The organism is Devosia sp. MC532, assembly GCF_016461625.1.
Taxonomy (GTDB): Bacteria; Pseudomonadota; Alphaproteobacteria; order Rhizobiales; family Devosiaceae; genus Devosia.
Genome location: NZ_JAEMNZ010000003.1, coordinates 174,830 through 194,336, shown reverse-complemented (window position 1 = coordinate 194,336; position 19,507 = coordinate 174,830). Strand labels below are relative to the sequence as shown.

12 protein-coding genes and 1 pseudogene are annotated in these 19,507 nt (G+C 58.3%); 6 read left to right on the top strand and 7 right to left on the bottom strand.

Features of this window, described 5'->3' with window-relative positions; all coding sequences use genetic code 11:
* Positions 1-38: 38 nt before the first annotated feature.
* Entirely contained in the window at positions 39-1,334 is a 1,296-nt protein-coding gene (locus tag JHC09_RS05505) for an extracellular solute-binding protein (RefSeq protein ID WP_169194316.1), read from the bottom strand.
* A 405-nt stretch (positions 1,335-1,739) separates the two neighbouring features.
* On the opposite strand from JHC09_RS05505, the gene JHC09_RS05500 reads away from it, so the two are divergent.
* Complete coding sequence (locus JHC09_RS05500; RefSeq protein ID WP_199531132.1) at positions 1,740-2,672, top strand: LysR family transcriptional regulator; 933 nt, start codon at positions 1,740-1,742, stop codon at positions 2,670-2,672.
* Between the two features lie 59 nt (positions 2,673-2,731).
* Entirely contained in the window at positions 2,732-5,647 is a 2,916-nt protein-coding gene (locus JHC09_RS05495) for an FAD-binding and (Fe-S)-binding domain-containing protein (RefSeq protein ID WP_199531131.1), read from the top strand.
* Between the two features lie 222 nt (positions 5,648-5,869).
* Here JHC09_RS05495 and JHC09_RS05490 read toward each other — a convergent pair whose 3' ends face one another.
* The 4 genes from JHC09_RS05490 to miaB all read right to left on the bottom strand — a co-directional run bounded on the left by JHC09_RS05490 (position 5,870) and on the right by miaB (position 10,133).
* The gene (locus JHC09_RS05490; RefSeq protein ID WP_169194319.1) at positions 5,870-6,796 is read right to left on the bottom strand and encodes a hemolysin family protein; all 927 of its coding nucleotides are present in this window, start codon (positions 6,794-6,796) and stop codon (positions 5,870-5,872) included.
* Positions 6,797-6,982: 186 nt separating this feature from the next.
* Positions 6,983-7,435 carry an rRNA maturation RNase YbeY gene (gene ybeY / locus JHC09_RS05485; RefSeq protein ID WP_349236512.1) on the bottom strand — a complete coding sequence of 151 codons (453 nt, stop codon included), beginning with the start codon at positions 7,433-7,435 and terminating at the stop codon, positions 6,983-6,985.
* Positions 7,436-7,452: 17 nt separating this feature from the next.
* A complete protein-coding gene (locus tag JHC09_RS05480; RefSeq protein ID WP_248305890.1) occupies positions 7,453-8,487 on the bottom strand; it encodes a PhoH family protein in 1,035 nt (344 codons plus the stop codon).
* A gap of 251 nt (positions 8,488-8,738) precedes the next feature.
* Positions 8,739-10,133 carry a tRNA (N6-isopentenyl adenosine(37)-C2)-methylthiotransferase MiaB gene (gene miaB, locus JHC09_RS05475; RefSeq protein ID WP_199531130.1) on the bottom strand — a complete coding sequence of 465 codons (1,395 nt, stop codon included), beginning with the start codon at positions 10,131-10,133 and terminating at the stop codon, positions 8,739-8,741.
* 304 nt (positions 10,134-10,437) lie between these two features.
* Between miaB and JHC09_RS17160 the strand changes: the two genes are divergently transcribed.
* From JHC09_RS17160 to JHC09_RS05455, 4 genes and pseudogenes are all read left to right on the top strand, one after another.
* The gene (locus JHC09_RS17160; RefSeq protein ID WP_169194322.1) at positions 10,438-12,123 is read left to right on the top strand and encodes a sensor histidine kinase; all 1,686 of its coding nucleotides are present in this window, start codon (positions 10,438-10,440) and stop codon (positions 12,121-12,123) included.
* A 104-nt stretch (positions 12,124-12,227) separates the two neighbouring features.
* Positions 12,228-12,535: pseudogene (gene rpsO, locus JHC09_RS05465) on the top strand (30S ribosomal protein S15).
* Positions 12,536-12,843: 308 nt separating this feature from the next.
* Positions 12,844-14,988 carry a polyribonucleotide nucleotidyltransferase gene (pnp, locus tag JHC09_RS05460; protein WP_199531129.1) on the top strand — a complete coding sequence of 715 codons (2,145 nt, stop codon included), beginning with the start codon at positions 12,844-12,846 and terminating at the stop codon, positions 14,986-14,988.
* Between the two features lie 229 nt (positions 14,989-15,217).
* The gene (locus JHC09_RS05455; RefSeq protein WP_169194325.1) at positions 15,218-15,865 is read left to right on the top strand and encodes a L,D-transpeptidase; all 648 of its coding nucleotides are present in this window, start codon (positions 15,218-15,220) and stop codon (positions 15,863-15,865) included.
* 100 nt (positions 15,866-15,965) lie between these two features.
* Here JHC09_RS05455 and JHC09_RS05450 read toward each other — a convergent pair whose 3' ends face one another.
* A complete protein-coding gene (locus JHC09_RS05450) occupies positions 15,966-16,529 on the bottom strand; it encodes a DJ-1/PfpI family protein (protein WP_199531128.1) in 564 nt (187 codons plus the stop codon).
* A gap of 134 nt (positions 16,530-16,663) precedes the next feature.
* Entirely contained in the window at positions 16,664-19,504 is a 2,841-nt protein-coding gene (gene infB, locus JHC09_RS05445; RefSeq protein ID WP_199531127.1) for a translation initiation factor IF-2, read from the bottom strand.
* Positions 19,505-19,507 lie beyond the last annotated feature (3 nt).

Genomic DNA, 19,507 nt, shown 5'->3' with positions numbered 1-19,507 from the left:
CGTATCAACCTGCGTGGCCATATACGGTCCCCTAGGTTTTAGGCCTGACGCGCCAGAACGGCACTTGCTTCAGTGACGAAATACTGGCCGGCGTCTTCTGGCGTGCGTGCGCCGAAAGCGACTTCCTGGCTGAGCGTACGCAGCACGGAGATGTCGATTTCGCCAGCAGCGGCTGGTGGAGGAGGAGGCAGAGCGCCCAAGAGATCGCCAAGGTTGGCAACGAAATCGAGTGCGATCTGATCCTGTTCATTCAGGGTCGGCGCAATGGCTTCGCGAACGCCCGGAATGCACGGAATGCCGCGTTCGACGCCGAGAATCTTGCCTGCTTCAGGATCGTTGATGAAGTAGGAGAGATACTCAGCTGCCAGTTCCTTGTTCTTGGACGAGCCGCCGATGGAGAAGAACATGGATGGCTTGCGGTAGTGACCGCCGCCAACACCCGCTGCAATACGCGGATAGCTGGTGATGGTGACCTTGTCGGTCATCAGTGCCTGGAAGCCCACGAGCTGGTTGGAGTTCGACGGCATCATGGCCGACTTGCCCATCACGACCATGGTTGTTTCGAGCGGACCATTGGTGTCGAGCGCCTGAGTTTCGGCGTCAACGCAGATCTTGTCGGCGCGCATCTGGTTCCAGAATGTGAACCATTCGATCGCTGCGTCGGCATCAAAGCCGAGCTTGCCATCAGCGGTGTAGAGGGCGAGGCCCTTCTGGCGGAGCCAGTTGTCGAGCATTGGCTCGGAGCCCGAACCGTCAGCGATAACGCGAATGCCACCGCGGATGTTCTTGGAGAGGAATGCCTCGCCCATGGCGCGGATGTCATCATAGGTGGTGTCGCGGTTCGGCAGATCGATACCGGCTTCTTCAAAAGCTGCGACGTTGACCAGCTGGGCCACGGAGTTGGCGCCCAGCGAAATACCGTAGAGCTTGCCGTCGACCTTGCCGCCTTCGAGCTGGTCAGCATCAAAGCCATCGAGCTTGAGCTGATTGCCGACATATTCGTCGAGCGGAGCAATGGCGCCGCGCTTGGCGTATTCAACGATGAAGCGATAGTCCATCTGAACGATGTCTGGCGAATTACCGCCTGCGGTTTCAGTGGCCAGCTTTGGCCAGTAATCGCCCCAGCCGAGGAAGCTGGAATCAACCTCTGCGCCATTGGCGGCCTTGAACAGGTCGTTGACGCCATAGGTACGGTCGGCGCGCGCCTGACCGCCCCAGAAGAACTGACGCAGGCCCGCGCTTTGTGCGAAGGCTGGGCTCAGACCCAGAGCGCCAGCAGCGGCGAGAGCGGACGAGCCCATAAGAAACTGACGTCTATCGAGACGAATAGTCATATTTATCCTCCCAAAGTGCACAATCCCGGAGTGAGATTGGCGAATGACCAGCGACCTCCCGTCGCTAAGTCACTAACTGGTTACAAGATGAAGAAGAACGAACCCATTTCCGTTTCTGCCTTGCTCGCCACCGCCCGAGGTATAATCGGGCAGGCTTTGTGCGCCTTGCCAGCTATTTACGAACGTTACACGTCCAAATCCGGCTGGGCAATGTCTTGTATGGAAGAATCGCGCTAGGCGCGAAATTCCACAGACAGGCCATGTGAACGAATTGGTGAAATTCCTCTCCCTCATGCGCGGCTCTTCGACCGCGTCAGATTAAGGAGACAGTGACCCAAAAAAATCGCTAGGAAAACTACGAAATTTCCTGCGTATTATAGAAACAGTCTATAGCCGGAGGAGGCGATGGATAAGCTACTCACCCAATTCATGGCAGTTGCGGATGCCGGTTCACTGTCTGGAGCGGCACAAAACCTGCTGATTACACAACCGACATTGACCTTCAACATGCGCAAGCTCGAAGAGAGTATCGGCGCGGCGCTGTTTGAGCGGAGCTCACGCGGGGTAAGGCTCACCCGCTACGGGGAAACGCTTTATGAAAACGCGCGGATGATGAGCCGCATCTACGATAATACTCTCAAGGTGATCAGCGATCAGCAACGGGGCGTGCAGCGCGGGGTGTCGATCGGGTCGGGCTATTCATGGTGGTCGCTGTTTTTACGCGACATGGTGCTCGACTATGAAAAAGAATTTCCACGATCGCCCGTGCAGGTGAGCTTAGGCAATCAGCTGCGGCTGCTCGACCAAATGCTTTCAGGCGATATTTCGATGTTTCTGGCCCATGAAATCGATGGATTGAGCCCATCGGTGGGCACAGATTTCATTCCCCTCGCTAAGGTTTACAACGCCTTCTTCGCCCATGAAGGGCATCCGCTTTTGGGACAGGCACGATCGGCCAGCGAGATCGACCAATTCGCGCTGGTCACGACCGCCATTGCCGAAAGCCGGCACGAGCGATTTCTCGACCCAACCCTGCGGCGCACGCGGGTGGAGACGATCTTTGATCGCGCCCGGTTTGCGTTTCGATCGAACTCACTGGCGGCCTGCATTGACTACGCCTTGGCGACCGACGCCGTATTGCTGCACACCAATGTGCTGTGCGACGATCTCAAGGCCAAAGGGCTATTTGAGGTGGACCAAGCGGACGAGCCGCGACGCGCGATCAGCGGCATTTATGTGCTGCGGGAGAGACGCGGCGAAGAGCGCATAGAAGAACTCATAGAACGCATCACCAAAGCGTGCCACGCCGTACTTCCCGCATGGACCGGCGAGGCGTAAACCAAAGGTAATATTGAAAACCCTCCACAGGGTGCTTCTGACATGTTAGCGCTATAATTATGTACCAGGCCCCAAACTACTCCACCCAACCCCAAGCCCCCACGCCCGAGCGCCTTGCCGCCGGCGAGCGGGTGGCTCAGCGTCTCAAATCCGAGGTGCGGGGCAATATTTTCACCGACCCGTTGATGACCTACGCTTGGAGCGGGGACGCGAGCAGCTATCGCCTGATCCCGGCTGTCGTGGTTTTCGTCAATTCGGAAGATGATGTGCGCGCGGTCTACAAAGCGGCGCGGGCTGAAGGCCTGCCCGTGACCTTCCGCGCGGCGGGAACATCGCTCTCCGGCCAGGCCATCACCGATGGTGTGCTGGCGGTTTTGGGCGACGGGTGGCGAAAGCTCTCCATTCACCCCGGCGCGGAGAAAATCACGCTCGGGCCAGCGGTGATCGTGGCCGAAGCCAACAAAGCGCTAAAGCCCTTTAACAAAAAGATCGGCCCAGATCCGGCAAGCCAAGCCACGGCAAAAATCGGCGGCGTGGTCAGCAATAACTCCTCGGGCATGTGCTGCGGTGTGGCGCAGAACACGTATTACACCATGGACCGCCTGCGCATCGTTCTGACCGATGGCACCATGCTGGACTCAGGGGACGCGGAGAGCTGCGCCGCCTTCCGTAAAAGCCATGCGGCAATGCTCGAGAAAATCCATTCTCTGCACCATGTGGTGATGGATGATCCGGAGCTGGTGGCGCTGATCCGCGAAAAATACCGGATTAAGAACACGGTCGGCTATTCGCTCAATGCGCTGGTCGACTATCACGATCCGCTCGATATTCTCATCCACCTCATGGTGGGTTCGGAAGGCACGCTCGGCTTTGTTTCCGAGGTGACTTACAACACCGTGCCCGAGCATCCGTTTAAGTCAACGGGCATGATCCCCTTCCCCGACGCGCAATCGGCTGGTCGCGCCATTATCGAAATGGCCAATGGCGGGGTGCAGCTGACGGTTGGCGTCAACGCCGCCGAATATATCGAGCGCCGCGCTTTGGCGACGGTGGAACACGTGCCGGCAATGGCCAGCATTTTGCCTTGGCTGACCGAGCATTCGCCTGCCGTGCTGATCGATGTCACCGCGCCGGACGAGGCAACGCTGTTTGCTGAGGTGCAAAAAACCGAGGAATTGCTAGCCCGGCACGGGGCGACGCATCTCAATTTCTCGACCGACCAACATTTGAGCCACGCCTTCTGGGACATCCGCAAGGGCTTCTTCACAACGGCTGGGGCGACCCGTCCTCAGGGCACCACCCTAATGACGGAAGACATTGCTGCGCCAATTGAAAAGCTCGCGGATTTTGTCACCGATGTTCGGGCGATGCTCGACGAGCACGGCTATGAAGATGCGATCATTTTCGGCCATGCGCTGGCGGGCAATCTGCACTTCCTGATGGGCGATGATTTTGCCGTGCCGGGCGCTGCGGAAAAGTTTGACCTGTTTAATCAGGCGCTCTCGGATCTGGTGTCGGTGCGTTACAACGGCTCGCTCAAGGCCGAGCATGGCACGGGGCGCGCGATTGCCCCCTTCGTTGAGATTGCCTGGGGCAAAAAAGCCTATGGGTTGATGCAGGACATCAAGGCGATCTTTGATCCCGAAACCATGCTGAACCCTGGGGTCATTCTCAACGCTGACCCGAAAGCGCATGTGCAGCATCTCAAATTGATGCCACAGGCCGATGGCCTCGTGGACATGTGTATTGAGTGCGGGTTCTGCGAACCAGCCTGCCCAAGCCACCATCTGACGCTCACCCCGCGCCAGCGTATTGCGGTGACCCGCGAACGGGCGCGGATGCGGGTGAGTGGGGAAGATCCGGCACGATTGGAAAAGTTCGAGGCGGACTTCCAATATGCCGGGCTCGACACCTGCGCGGGATGCAATCTTTGCGCGCTGCGCTGCCCTGTCGGCATTGAAACCGGCACTATGGTGATGGGCGAACGCGCCCGGCGTCGTGGCGGCACGGCCCATTCCGTCGCCAAATTTGTTGCGGGCAATCTGGCGACAATCGAAACGGGGATGCGGGTCGGCCTTGCCGTGGCCGATGGCGCGCGCGCCGTCGTGCCGAGCCGTGCCGTGGAAGCCATAACCGATACGGCGCGTAAACTGACCGGCAACCGCATTCCGCGCGTGTCGCGGGCGCTGCATCACGGCACGGGAACGCCAAAGGCGCGGGACAATCGGCAAGACCCGCGCAACACGGGCTTCCCGGTTCCGATCACCCAGCCAGCACGGGAAAAGATCGTCTATTTCCCAGCCTGCCCAAGCCGCATGTTTGGTGCGCCGAAAACCGAACATGGTTTCCTCTCGACGCAGGACGCCATGATGGCACTGCTGGAGCGCGCCGGTTTCGAGGTTGTCGTTCCGGAAAAACTCACCGGGCAATGCTGTGGTCAGCCGTTCCAATCCAAGGGTTTCCCTGAGGAAGCCAAACGCGTGGGCGGTGCGCTCAACGAGGAGCTATCCCGCCTCTCGCATGGCGGGGAGCTCAATGTAGTGACGGACGCCTCCACCTGCGCCAAGCATCTCAAGGAGTTTCCGGGAGAGGCGCCAGTTGCCGATAGTGCGCAGTATCTCGTCAGCCATGTGCTGCCGCGATTGACGATTACGCAGCGTTTGCCGGTGGTTGCCGTGCATCACAATTGCTCGGCGCAGCGCTTGGCCGAACAGCCAGCGACGGAAACTGTGGCACAAGCGTGTGCCGAAAAACTGGCGGTTTTGAGCTCGATTACCTGCTGCGGTTATGCGGGTGACAAGGGGCTGTTCATTCCTGAGTTGAATGAACACGCAACGCGCCGGGTGAAGAATGATGTTCCGGCAAATTGCACCGTGGGTGTTTCCACTGTGTCGACATGCGCTTCGGGGCTGTCGGAGCGGGCTGGGGTGCCGTTTGTGGGGCTCGCGAGTTTGCTAGAGTGGGCCACGCGATAATTTTTGAGGTTTTGGATTTTGGGAAGGGGGCGGCTTGGGCTGCCCCTTTTTTTGTTTTATCCCCCCACCCTCGGTCCCTCCCCTCAAGGGGGAGGGAGGCGATGTTGCGCGAGGCTTAAATACCCCCACCTAACCTCCCCCGAAGGCGGGGGAGGGACTGGGCTGGTGATGGGGGCGACTTAATCGCCAAAAGAAAAGGCAGCCCGGGGGCTGCCTTTAAGATTATTCCGCTGCCATTTTTTCTTCGGCGGGGCGCTGGTCGGTGATGGCCAGAGGTTCTGGCGCATCATCGGCGCGCTTGCGGCGAATGCGTAGGCGTTTGATACGACGGCTGTCGGCCGCCAGAATTTCAAACTCAAAGCCTTCGAGCGGACCATTACCCGACACGCGTTCGCCACGCTTGGGAACGTGACCGGCAATATCGAAAACGAGGCCACCAATGGTGTCCACCGCTTCGGCATATTCGACGGGGTCGAAATCGGGGCCAATGAGCTTACGCACATCTTCCAATTCGGCACGGGCATTGGCGATGAAGAGATCATCACCGACGCGACGAATCAAAGCGGCCTCGGCAACGTCGTGTTCGTCTTCGATCTCGCCAACGACGGCTTCGAGCAGATCTTCAATGGTCACCAGACCATCAGTGCCGCCGTATTCATCGACGACGATGGCCATGTGGGTACGGCTGGCGCGCATGGACTGCAAGAGATCGGCTGCGGGCATAAAGGTCGGCACAAACATGGCCGAGCGCATAATGCCGAGCTTATCGATGCGCGTTTTGAGCGCTGCGGACAAAAGCTTAACCGGGACATCTTTTTCCGGATCACTCACTGGCTCAGTGATTTTGGCCAGAGCGTCCTTGATGTGGATGAAGCCCTTAATATCGTCCAAGCCTTCCTCGTAGACCGGCAGACGGGAGTGACCCACTTGGCGGAACTTGGCCAAGAGCGTGCCCAGGTTGATATCGCCCGATACCGCATGGATATCCGAGCGTTCGACCATGACGTCGTCCACAGAGACTTTTGAAAGCTTGAGCACGTTCTGGAGAATAACGCGCTCACTATCCGAGAAATCGCCAGCGTCGGCGGTTCTCGGCTCCTCTAACGCGACTTGTAAGTCGTCGCGCAACGAGACCGACTTCAGGGGCATAAGGCCCTTAAGGCGGCTCCACAAGTTAGGCCCCCGTGAAGCGGAGGCGGTACTAGAAGGAGGTTCAGGGTTATCTGCCACCCGCGAGGCGTTTTTACTGTCGCTGTCGTTCATCATGCCTGCCGCATATGCGGCTTCTGTTACCTTCGGACGAAATGGCCCATCCAAAAATGGGTTGCATCACCTTTAATCGGCGTAAGGATCGGCAATACCGAGCCGGGCCAATATCTGGGTTTCCAACCGTTCCATTTGAAGAGCTTCCTCTTCCTCGATGTGATCATAACCCAAAATATGCAGAAATCCATGCACCATTAGGTGGGTGAAATGATCTTCGAGGCTCTTGCCCAGATCTTTTGCTTCTAACTCAAGAGTTTCTCGCGCCAGCGTAATGTCACCCAAAATACCGAAGACCGGCCCAAATGGCTCGATTTGCGGAAAACTGAGAACATTTGTCGAGGAGTCTTTGCCACGCCACTCGGCGTTTAATTCTCGTTGTTCTTCATCATCGGTGAAAACAACAGATATTTCGGCAGGCCCTTTGAGGCGCGCTTTGGCGCCAGCGAGGGCCGCAAACACCGCCTTTTCAGCGAGTTCGTCAAAATGGTCTGGCCAACCATCCGCATTGCGGATGATGGCCACTTCAAGAGGCAGAGTAGTCAGTTCGATTGTCCTTCGGCAGCATTCTGCTTGGCCAGACGGCGCGCAGTATCAGCCTCATAGGCCCGGACGATGCGGCCGACAAGCGCATGGCGAACCACATCCTTGTCACCAAAGCGGGAAATGTGAACGCCTTCCACACCGTCGAGGAGGTGAACTGCTTCCACGAGGCCCGATTTTTCACCACGCGGTAGATCGACCTGTGTCGGATCGCCAGTGACGATCATCTTAGAGTTCTCACCCAAACGCGTGAGGAACATCTTCATCTGCATCGATGTGGTGTTTTGCGCTTCGTCGAGAATGACGACGGCATTGGACAGCGTACGACCGCGCATGAAGGCGAGCGGGGCAACTTCAATAATGCCCGAGGCAATGCAGCGCTCGACGTTTTCAGGCTTCATCATATCGTGCAGCGCGTCATAGAGCGGGCGCAGATAAGGATCGACCTTATCCTTCATATCGCCGGGCAAGAAGCCGAGGCGTTCGCCCGCTTCCACCGCCGGGCGCGAGAGGATGATGCGATTGATGTCGCCGCGCTCAAGAAGAGAGGCAGCGTGGGCGACGGCGAGATAGGTTTTACCGGTACCGGCAGGGCCGACACCAAAAACCAATTCGCTGCGCTCCATGGCGCGCATATAGGCGTCTTGCGCTGGGGTTCGGGCAACGATGGTGGATTTGCGCGTGGCAATCTGCGCCATGCGCACCTTGCCCTTCTTTTCCAAGGACGGCAGCGTGAGCTGGCTGTCTTCGGTCTCGATCATGCGGATGACCGCATCGACATCGCCAATATCGGCGCGGCGACCTTCTTCAAGACCGGCGTAAAGAGATTCCAACACGCGACGCGCCTGATCAACCTTAGACGCTGCGCCCTTGAGCAACACATGATTGCCGCGCGGCGTGGCCGTGACGGCAAGACGTTGTTCAACGAGGGCGAGGTTTTGGTCGAAATCACCATAGAGCTGTGAAGCAAGGCGATTATCGTCAAAGGCGAGTTCGAGTTGTGATGCGAGGGCGTTATCTGCTGATGGTGACAAATGCCTGCTCAAACTTTCTCGGCTCCCAAAGGAGGCGCCGCGGGCTGCGTCGCCAACACATAACGACGCTAGGTGAATTTGCGTTCGCTGTCTTCAAGTATTTGGTGACAGTTTTATCTCAAAGCAAGGGCTGACACTTGGCGAAACTTGCGTTTGCGCGGCGCGCCTAAGCCCCCCTCACCCGGCCGCTGGTCGACCTCTCCCCGCTGGGGAGAGGTGAGAGCCACCGCGAGCGGGGAGAGAATAGAGGACTAGCTTTGGGCCAAGCGCCCGACGAGCGAATTGGTCATAGTGCCGATGATCTCGACCTGATGGATATTGCCGATGAGATCTGGGCTGCCATCGAGGTGAACCGCTTGCAGATAGGGCGAGCGACCGCCAATCTGACCGGCCTGACGACCAACACGCTCGATAAGAACCGGCAGAGTTTTGCCGATCATGGAGGCGTGGAAGTCGGTGGTCTGCTGATTGACCAGCTCTTGCAGGCGATGGAGGCGCTCGGTTTTGACCTCTTCGGCGATTTGATCGCCCAGATTTGCGCCCGGCGTGCCGGGACGGGTCGAGTATTTGAACGAATAGGCCGAGGCGTAATTGGTCTGGCGGATGATATCGAGAGTGTCCTCGAAATCCTGATCGGTTTCACCGGGGAAGCCGACGATAAAGTCGCCGGACATCGCCATGTCTGGGCGCGCCGTTTTGATGCGCTCAATGAGCGCGAGATATTCATCGCGCGTGTGCTTGCGGTTCATCGCCTTCAAAATGCGATCCGAACCGGACTGAACCGGCAGGTGCAAGTACGGCATGAGAAGCGGCAGATCACGGTGCGCATTGATCAGCGCATCGTCCATGTCGCGGGGATGGCTGGTGGTGTAGCGCAGACGCTCAAGGCCAGAAATTTCGGCGAGGAGATAGACCAGTGCGCCAAGGCCCACATCGCGACCCGCGGCATCGGTGCCGTGGTAGGCGTTGACGTTCTGGCCCAGCAGGGTGATTTCCTTGACGCCGGCGTCGACCAGACGACGGGCTTCGTCGAGCACCTGGGAGACCGGACGGGACACTTCAGCGCCACGCGTATAGGGCACAACGCAGAAGGAGCAGAACTTATCGCAGCCTTCCTGCACAGTAAGGAAAGCGGTGAGGCCGCGCGCAACCATCACTTCTTTTTTGGCAGCAGGAAGATGCGCGAACTTATCTTCTTCGGGGAAGTCAGTGTCGATGACGGCGCGCTTGAGCGAGGGGTGCAGATGCTTGCGCGATTCGACCTGCGAGAGCATTTCAGGCAGGCGGTGGTAAGCCTGCGGACCAAAGACCAGATCGACCACGGGCGCGCGGCGGGCAATTTCTTCGCCCTCGGCCTGCGCCACGCAACCGGCAACACCGATCATCATATCGCTGCCAGCGGCGCGCTTTTCATCCTGCAATTCACGCAGGCGACCAAGTTCGGAGAAGACCTTTTCCGAGGCTTTTTCGCGGATGTGACAAGTGTTGAGCAGCACCAGATCGGCCTCAGCAAGCTCTTGCGTCGGCGTATAACCGTGCGGCGCCAAGGCGTCGGCCATGCGATCGCTGTCATAGACATTCATCTGACAGCCATAAGTCTTGATGAACACCCGCTTGGGTGCGCTCGGGATCATAGTCTGGGTCATGGTGGCTCTTTAGCAGAGCCAAACAATTCATGCCATGCCTCTGCAACCGAACGCCGAGTTGCGGGTTATCTCGGTTAGAGAAGTACTGATTATTGCAAGCAGGCACAGTCTGCACTTCGCACTAATCGTTTGATTTCCGGCGTATATATACGGTGTTGGTTAGCCGATGGGTCGACGACAATAGCGTTAGGCGAGTAATCCGAAGCGTGGTTTTGGAACAAGGCTGGCGCGCAGGCGTTCAGATCGTCGTACACTAAGTTGATGCAGGGGCTATAATCGGATGGCAATCGCCGGGGTACACAAAGTGCCCAAGCTCGGTAAATTCCATCGCGGTCACTCGATCGCCACCTATCTCTATGCATTGGTGCTGGTGATCCTCATTCCCGCCTTTGCTGTCTCGGTCGTGCTGATCAATCGCGGCAACGATACCCAACAAGCTGTGGTCAACACACTGATCAATGCCACTGTGCAGGCCATGGGCTATTCGGTGGACCGTGAAGTTGCTGGCATGGCGACCACTTTGCGCGTTCTAGCCGCCACACAGGCCATGCAGGACGAAGACCTGATCAACTTCCACGCCCGCGCCACCCAAGCGCTGCAGGGAACGAGCACATATCTTCTGGCCACGGACGACGAGTTCAACCAGATTTTGAACACGCGCATGCCCTTTGGCACAAAGCTGCCGAAAACCGCCGACCCGGTGACGGCAGCCTTGGCGCTCGAAACCGGGCGCCCAGCGATTTCCAACCTCTTCATGGGCGCCGCCTCGCGGCGGCATGTGTTCAGTGTGTGGCTGCCTGTCCAGACGACTGAAAGCGTTGCGCTTTTGGGACTGGCGCAAAATTCAGATGATCTTGCGCCAGCACTGCAATCACGCCAATTGCCCGAGGGCTGGCACGCGGCCCTGATCGACCTTAACAACGCGGTGATGGCGTCAACCTTGGACGCGGGCCTTGAGGTCGCAGAGACGCTGCCACTGCGCCAAGACCAATCCAATTTGCCCGACGAGCGGTTTTCACGCGAGGTCTACGACGGCGAAGATGTGGTGAGCGTGCTGTGGCGCTCGCCTCTCACGGGCTGGCGTATCGTCGCGTGGGCCTCCGCCGCCAATGTGCAAAAGCCACTGGCCGACTCGCTGCAACAATTGGCCATCTGGGCCCTCGTCATCGCCGCGACCTCAACCGGCGTCGCCTTTTTGATCGCTGGCCGTATCCGTCATTCGGTCAAGGGGCTCAGTGTTGACGCGAGACGCCTTGGGCATGGCGAAACGGTCTATCCGCGCTCTTATCCTGTTGCTGAAATTGCCGAGGTGTCGAAAACGCTGGCGGTCGCCTCTGAGCAACGGCAAACCGCCGAGCGCGACATTCGTTTCCTGATGCGTGAATTGGCGCATCGCTCAAAGAACCAAATGGCCGTTATCGCCGCCATGGCCAAACAAACGGCGCGGGGCTCTACCGATCTGCCCACCTATGTGCAGACTCTTGAGAAACGCATTTTGGGTCTGGCGCGCTCGACCGACCTGCTCTTGGCCAATGGTCGGGCTGGGGTGATGTTAAGTGAACTGGTCGACCAGCAATTGGGGCCTTTCCTGCCACCCGACGCGGACCGCGTGACCATTGATGGGCCTGAGGTGCGCATCAACCCGCAAGGGGCGCAGATTTTGGGCATGGCGCTGCATGAGCTGTCGACCAATGCCACGCGCTATGGCGCTTTTTATGAGCCAAGTGGGCGGCTCAAGCTGAGCTGGGATATTAAAGACTCCATGCTGTTTATCCGCTGGCGTGAGTATCTGCGCTCGGAACTGGTGATGACCGACCGATCTGGCTTTGGCACCATTGTGTTGCGCACCATGGTGGGTGGAGCCCTGGGAGCAAAAGTGGAAAGAATCGCGCATCCCGATGGGGTTGAGTGGCAATTTCATGTCCCCCTCACCGCACTCGACCCGTCCTTTGCGGCGGCACGACCCGAGGAGCAGCTGGCAGCCCAATAAATTCTGGTGTTTTGGGCCTATTTGCCCTATAGGTCCGCCCAGCTGGCGGCTTGTTGCATGACAAGACGGCCTGCCTTCATGGCCCTACCTGGACGACATCCTGGTTGGGGCGTCCACTTTCCTAACTGAAAAGGAACAGCTGATGTCGATTACTGCAGAACGCAAGGCAGAACTCATCAAGGAATACGCAACCACTGCAAACGACACCGGTTCGCCGGAAGTGCAGGTTGCGATTCTGTCTGAACGCATTGCGAACCTCACCGAACACTTCAAGGGCCACAAGAAGGACAACCACTCCCGTCGTGGTCTTCTCAAGCTCGTTTCGACCCGTCGTAGCCTGCTCGACTACCTCAAGAAGGTTGACGGCGCGCGCTACCAGTCGCTGATCGAAAAGCTCGGCCTGCGTCGCTAAAAAACTTCCGGCGCGTGAGGCAACTCTCGCGCCGGTTGCCCTTTTCCGGGGCAGTTTAGAGCAAACTCCCGCAATATGGCGGAAAGTGCTTTTAGGCCGGCGATGCCGGAGCATGGCAGGATTACCAGCCACTTCCGCTGAGGAGTTGCTCGTTGTCTTGTCCATGTTCTGACCCGCCAACAGAACCAGTGCCTGATTTTGAGCTGACATGCACATGGGGTGCATCATCAGTGCGGGCACATCGGTAGAGTTCGCTCGTGAAGGCCTCACGCGCGTTCCCGCTCTGCCGCAAAACAGAAAGACAAGTCATGTCGATCAATTTTGACCACCACAAGGTCGAGCTGAACTGGGGCGGCCAGCCGCTTACGCTCGAGACCGGTAAGATGGCTCGCCAGGCTGACGGTGCAGTCATTGCCTCGCTGGGCGAAACCGTTGTTCTCGCGACCGTGGTAAGCGCTAAGACCGCAAAGCCCGGCCAGGACTTCTTCCCTCTGACCGTCAACTACCAGGAAAAGTACTTCGCCGCGGGCAAGATCCCAGGCGGTTACTTCAAGCGTGAAGGCCGTCCGAGCGAGAACGAAACCCTGGTTTCGCGCCTCATCGACCGTCCGATCCGCCCACTGTTCCCAGATGGCTACAAGTTCGAAACTCAGGTCGTCATCACCGTTCTCCAGCACGACATGGAAAACAACCCAGACGTGCTCGCCATGGTCGCAGCTTCTGCTGCTCTGACCATCTCCGGCGTTCCGTTCATGGGCCCAATCGGCGCTGCGCGCGTTGGTTATGTCGATGGCGAATATGTTCTGAACCTGCCAGTTGATCGTCGTGCGGACAGCAAGCTTGACCTCGTCATGGCTGGCACCCAGGACGCCGTTCTGATGGTTGAATCGGAAGCTCAGGAGCTTTCGGAAGAAATCATGCTCGGCGCAGTGATGTTCGGTCACAAGGCATCGGCTCAGGTGATCGAAGCGATCATCAAGCTGGCTGAACTTGCTGCCAAGGAACCACGCGAATTCACGCCGCCAGATTTCTCGGCTCTCGAAGCTGAAGTTCTGACGATTGCTGAAGCTGACCTGCGCGCTGCTTACCAGATCACTGAAAAGGCTGCACGCTACGCTGCGGTTGCCGCTGCCAACACCAAGGTCAAGGAAGCTTTTGCTGCCAAGATCGAAGCTGGCGAAGTGTCCAAGGAAGCGCTCGGCGAAGTCGTTCACAACCTGCAGGCCAAGATCGTTCGTTGGAACATTCTGGACACCGGCAGCCGTATCGACGGCCGTGACACCAAGACCGTTCGCTCGATCGTTTCCGAAGTTGGTATCCTGCCACGCACCCACGGTTCGGCTGTGTTCACCCGCGGTGAAACTCAGGCGCTGGTTGTTGCAACCCTCGGTACTGCCGATGACGAACAGTTCATCGACAGCCTCGAAGGCACCCGCAAGGAAAACTTCCTCCTGCACTACAACTTCCCTCCATATTCGGTAGGTGAAGCTGGTCGTATGGGCTCCCCAGGCCGTCGCGAAATCGGTCACGGCAAGCTGGCTTGGCGCGCGATCAACCCGATCCGCCCATCGCTGGAAGAATTCCCATACACCATCCGTATCGTGTCCGAGATCACCGAATCGAACGGCTCGTCCTCGATGGCAACCGTTTGCGGCACCTCGCTCGCACTGATGGACGCTGGCGTTCCAATGAAGCGTCCAGTGGCCGGTATCGCCATGGGGCTGATCCTGGAAGGCGACAAGTACGCCGTTCTTTCGGACATTCTGGGTGACGAAGATCACCTCGGCGACATGGACTTCAAGGTCGCAGGGACCGAAGAAGGCATCACCTCGCTGCAGATGGACATCAAGATCGCCGGTATCACCGAAGAGATCATGAAGACCGCTCTGGCGCAGGCTAAGGACGGCCGCATCCACATTCTGGGCGAAATGGGCAAGGCCCTGAGCCAGAGCCGTGGTGAAGTCGGTGAATTTGCTCCGCGCATTGAAACCCTCAAGATCCCAACCGACAAGATCCGTGAAGTGATCGGCACCGGTGGCAAGGTTATCCGCGAAATCGTGGAAAAGACCGGCGCGAAGATCAACATCGAAGACGACGGCACCGTAAAGGTTTCGTCTTCGGAAGGTTCGCAGATCGACGCTGCGATCAAGTGGATCCGCTCGATCACCGACGAGCCAGAAGTGAACGCAATCTACCAGGGTACTGTCGTTAAGACCGCTGACTTTGGTGCATTCGTGAACTTCTTCGGCGCCAAGGATGGCCTCGTGCACATCTCCCAGCTGGCCGACCAGCGCGTTGCCAAGACCACCGATGTGGTCAAGGAAGGCGACAAGGTTTGGGTCAAGCTTCTGGGCTTTGACGAACGCGGTAAGGTTCGCCTCTCCATGAAGGTTGTCGATCAGGCAACAGGTCAGGAAATCGTGGCCGCTGCCAAGGATGATTCGGCTGAATAATTTCAGCTAAATTTTCCATCACCAATTTGAAGAAGGCCGGCTCTGCTGGCCTTTTTCTTTTAGCCTCAGTACGCATGTGCTTTTTGAGCAACATTTGCAGGATTGGGATTTTTGCGACACGGAACCGCCGCATTGGTGCCATGTTAAGGTAAGCAAAGGTATGGGTAGTGTCGAAGGCGGGATCCCTCGCCACATTCTCAACACCCCCCGTTTTGATTGAGGTTCCGAGTTGCTTTCTCGCCGTCTGTTCCTGATCGGGATTTCCGCCACTGCGCTGACAGCGTGTACAACAACACGTCAGCCTAAGGTGGTTGAGCCCACTTTCGACCCCTATTATGTCCGCATGTACGGCCCTCTCTATGACGAGCCACATCCGGTGGAAGCCATGGACCTGCGTCGCGTCGACCCCAAGTGGTGGCGCCAGGAAGTGGAGTATTTCACCTCCGAGCGTCCGGGCACGATCGTTATCGACACGCCAGCGCATTACCTCTACCTCGTCATGGAAAACAACCGCGCCCTGCGTTACGGCATCGGCGTCGGCAAGGACGAAGCCTTGGTGTTCCGCGGCAATGCCACGATCGGCCGCAAGGCTGCTTGGCCCCGTTGGACACCCACTCAATCCATGATCCGTCGTGAACCTGATCGTTATGGTCCATACGCCGGTGGCATGCCTCCGGGCCCGACCAATCCGCTTGGTCCGCGTGCGCTTTATCTCTATCGCAATGGGGCGGACACGCTGTTCCGTATTCACGGGACGACCGAGCCCTATACCATTGGTACCAATGTCTCTTCGGGCTGTATCCGCCTGATGAACCAAGACATTATCGACTTGTATTCGCGCGTGCCGGTCGGTGCGCGTGTGACGGTTGTCAACTAACCGTCCTATCTAGATTTGCTGGTGGCGCCCTTACCGTAGTCACTGTCGCCGGCAAAAATAGGGCCCGCTTCGCCTCCCGAAGCGGGCTTTTTTTTATGCGTTAGGCGTGATGTTCGGCGCCCAGCATAGCCAAGAACTGCGCAACGGCTTCTGGCGGCAAGCCGGCCGCCGCAAAGACTTCAGCGGCAAAGCTCACGGGTGCCGTTCCAGCTGCGGTGATGACACCATCAGCAGCGATAGCCTTGGTCTGGGCGATGTAGTGCTGCGCACCGGCATAGGCCGGCACCAGAGCCGCGAGATAGCCGTCGCCATTGGAGGTGTGTGGGATAGCGTTCAGCAAGCCTGCACGGGCCGCAGGGAGCGTACCGCCACAAATGGCGGCAATGGTGGCGCCCGCCGCTTTGCTGGCCAGCAGAACTGGGGAGATGTCAGGCGCATCAGGCGCATCCCAAATTGTCCCGCCGCAGACGACCAAAACGCCCTCCGAGCAAACGTCGAGCTTGCCGGTATCGGCGACAAGCATTCCGCCCGCCGAGGTCAGCTTGCCACCATTTGGCGATACAAAGCGGATGTCTGCCGCGAAAAAGAGACGCCCTGCCCCACTGATGAGCGCAATCTCCCAATCCGAAAAACCTTCGGTGAGGATGATGGTGATGGGGTGCATTGATTTCTCCTGATTATTCAGGAGCTTGATGCCAGAACAGTGACAGGGAATGTCAGTAGTAAACCCCTTTCTCCACCCATAAAAAAAGGGCGTGACCGAAGCCACGCCCTTTTCTCAATTTGTTTTCAACGCGCTTAGAGCGAACGCTGGACGGTTTCGACACGGAAGCATTCGATAACGTCGTTGGCACGAATGTCTTCGTAGTTTTCGAAGGCCATACCGCATTCCTGACCGACTTGCACTTCCTTGACTTCGTCCTTGAAGCGCTTGAGGGTCTTGAGCTTGCCTTCGTGGATAACCACGTTGTCGCGCAGCAGACGGACGCCAGCACCACGTTCGATGAAGCCTTCGGTGACCTGACAGCCAGCAACCTTGCCGACCTTGGTGATCTGGAACACTTCCTTGATCGAAGCATAACCGATGAAGGTTTCGCGACGTTCTGGAGCCAGAAGGCCGCTCATCGCACCCTTCACATCCTCGATGAGGTTGTAAATGATGTTGTAGTAGCGGATTTCGATCGCGTCGCGGTTGGCGAGTTCGTTCGCCTGCTTATTGGCACGGACGTTGAAGCCCATGACAATCGCGTTCGAAGCCTGAGCCAGGGTCACGTCGGACTCGGTGATACCACCAACGCCCGAGTAGATGATCTGAGCCGAAACTTCGTCGGTCGAGAGCTTGTTGAGCGAAGCAACGATCGCTTCGACCGAACCCTGCACGTCGCCCTTGATGATCAGCGGGAACTTGGAGATGCCGTTCGCCTTGAGCTGATTCATCATCTGCTCGAGGCTGGTTGCACCACCACCGGCTGTCTTTTCGCGGATTGCGCGCTGACGGTATTCGGTGACTTCACGAGCACGCGCATCGGTTTCAACAACCGAGAAGCGATCGCCAGCGGACGGAACGCCATTGAAGCCGAGGACTTCAACTGGAACCGAAGGACCGGCTTCCTTAACCTGCTCACCCTTGTCGTTAATCAGGGCGCGAACACGGGCGAACTCGGTGCCAGCAACAACAATGTCGCCAACCTTGAGCGTGCCACGCTGCACGAGAACCGTAGCCACTGGACCGCGACCGCGATCGAGCTTGGCTTCGATAACCTGGCCTTCAGCACGGCCATCACGAGCAACCTTGAGCTCGAGAACTTCAGCCTGCAGGAGGATGGTTTCGAGGAGCTTGTCGAGGCCCAGACCAGTCTTGGCCGAGAGTTCTACGTCGAGGACGTCGCCGCCCATGGTTTCGACGAAGACTTCGTGCTGCAAGAGTTCGGTGCGAACCTTCTGCGGATCAGCCGAAGGCTTATCCATCTTGGTGATCGCAACGATGATCGGAACACCAGCCGCCTTGGCGTGCTTGATGGATTCGATGGTCTGCGGCATGACGGAGTCGTCTGCTGCAACCACGAGGATGGCGATGTCGGTTGCCTGAGCACCACGAGCACGCATAGCGGTGAACGCTTCGTGGCCTGGTGTGTCGAGGAAGGTGATCTTCGCACCGTTCCGTTCAACCTGATACGCACCGATGTGCTGGGTGATGCCACCGGCTTCACCAGACACAACATTGGCATTACGGATCGCATCCAGAAGCGAAGTCTTACCGTGGTCGACGTGACCCATGATGGTCACAACCGGCGCACGATCGGTCAGATCTTCTGCCTTGTCGTCCGAAGCGATGTCGAACAGGCCTTCTTCAACGTCGGCGTCCGAAACGCGCTTAACGGTGTGGCCGAGTTCAGTTGCGATCAGTTCTGCAGTGTCGGCGTCGATCACGTCGGTGATCTTGACCATCTGACCCTGCTGCATGAGCATCTTGATCACGGTGACCGAACGTTCGGCCATACGGTTTGCAAGTTCTGCAACCGTGATGACTTCTGGAATAACCACTTCACGCTGAAGCTTTGGCGCATCCTGCTGGTTGCGGCCCATCTTCTTGTCGCGACGACGCTTCATAGCGGCCAAAGACGGGCCACGATCACGATCGCTTTCGGTGGTTGCAGTCGAAACAGTCAGACGACCACGCGAGGCGCCATTGTCCGCCTTACGGGTTGGACGTTCTGGCTGAGCGCGCGAGGCGCGACGTGCGTTCTCGAGTTCTGCTTCAGTGGTTGGACGAGCCTGTGGCGCACCAGCGCGGGTACGACGACCATCAGCTTCGCTTGGCGGTGCTGGTGGGACGTTGCCGATTGGGGCCATGCCTGGGGACGGACGGCCACCGGCTGGACGCACACCTGTGCCAGCTGGGCGGGTGTTCGTGCCGGCTGGACGGGTGTTTGTACCGGCTGGGCGGGTGTTGCCACCAGCTGGACGTGTGCCTGTACCTTCTGGACGGCGGTTGTCGCCGGTTGGACGAGCACCACCTTCTGGACGTTCGTTGCGTGTAGGACGCGCGGACTGACCCGGACGACCAGCAACGACGCGAACGTCGCGTGGGCCTGGATTGCGCTGGCTCGCTGGAACGAAGTCTTCGCGGGCTGGCTTTTCTTCGACGACCGGACGTTCTGCAGCAGCTACGGATGCAGCTTCTTCAGCGCGACGAGCTTCGTCAGCCTGACGGCGTTCTTCTTCCTGGCGTGCAGCTTCTTCGCGGATCTGACGACGACGGTTGTCATCTTCAATGCGGCGCGCTTCTTCAGCTGCAAAACGCTCACTATCTTCAGCCTGACGCGCGCCAGCGAGAGCAAGCGCCTTACGGCGTGCTTCTGCTTCCGCAGCCGAAAGGCCTAGCGGTGCGCGGTTCTGCTGCTGGGGGCGGCCACCCTGTGGTCGGCCCGAACCCTGGGGACGGCCACCGCCGCTACCCGTGCCGGTCTGTCCGGCGGGCTTGGGAACCACGCGAGTGCGCTTTTCCACGACTACGGTCGAGCGCGTGGGCGCGCGCGACATCCCGCCGGGGCGATTGCCCAGCCCGGCGCCGCCCTTGAGGGTCAGAGTCTTTTTGGCGCCGGTGTCGTCGGAACGCTTGTCGTCGTTATCAGCCATACT

Bases quoted from the DNA above. Each gene is read 5' to 3' on its own strand.
- JHC09_RS05450 (WP_199531128.1), bottom strand. From the start codon at position 16,529: ATGCACCCCATCACCATCATCCTCACCGAAGGTTTTTCGGATTGGGAG.
- JHC09_RS05500 (WP_199531132.1), top strand. From the start codon at position 1,740: ATGGATAAGCTACTCACCCAATTCATGGCAGTTGCGGATGCCGGTTCA.
- JHC09_RS05505 (WP_169194316.1), bottom strand. From the start codon at position 1,334: ATGACTATTCGTCTCGATAGACGTCAGTTTCTTATGGGCTCGTCCGCT.
- pnp (WP_199531129.1), top strand. From the start codon at position 12,844: ATGTCGATCAATTTTGACCACCACAAGGTCGAGCTGAACTGGGGCGGC.
- JHC09_RS05495 (WP_199531131.1), top strand. From the start codon at position 2,732: ATGTACCAGGCCCCAAACTACTCCACCCAACCCCAAGCCCCCACGCCC.
- infB (WP_199531127.1), bottom strand. From the start codon at position 19,504: ATGGCTGATAACGACGACAAGCGTTCCGACGACACCGGCGCCAAAAAG.
- miaB (WP_199531130.1), bottom strand. From the start codon at position 10,133: ATGACCCAGACTATGATCCCGAGCGCACCCAAGCGGGTGTTCATCAAG.
- JHC09_RS05490 (WP_169194319.1), bottom strand. From the start codon at position 6,796: ATGCCCCTGAAGTCGGTCTCGTTGCGCGACGACTTACAAGTCGCGTTA.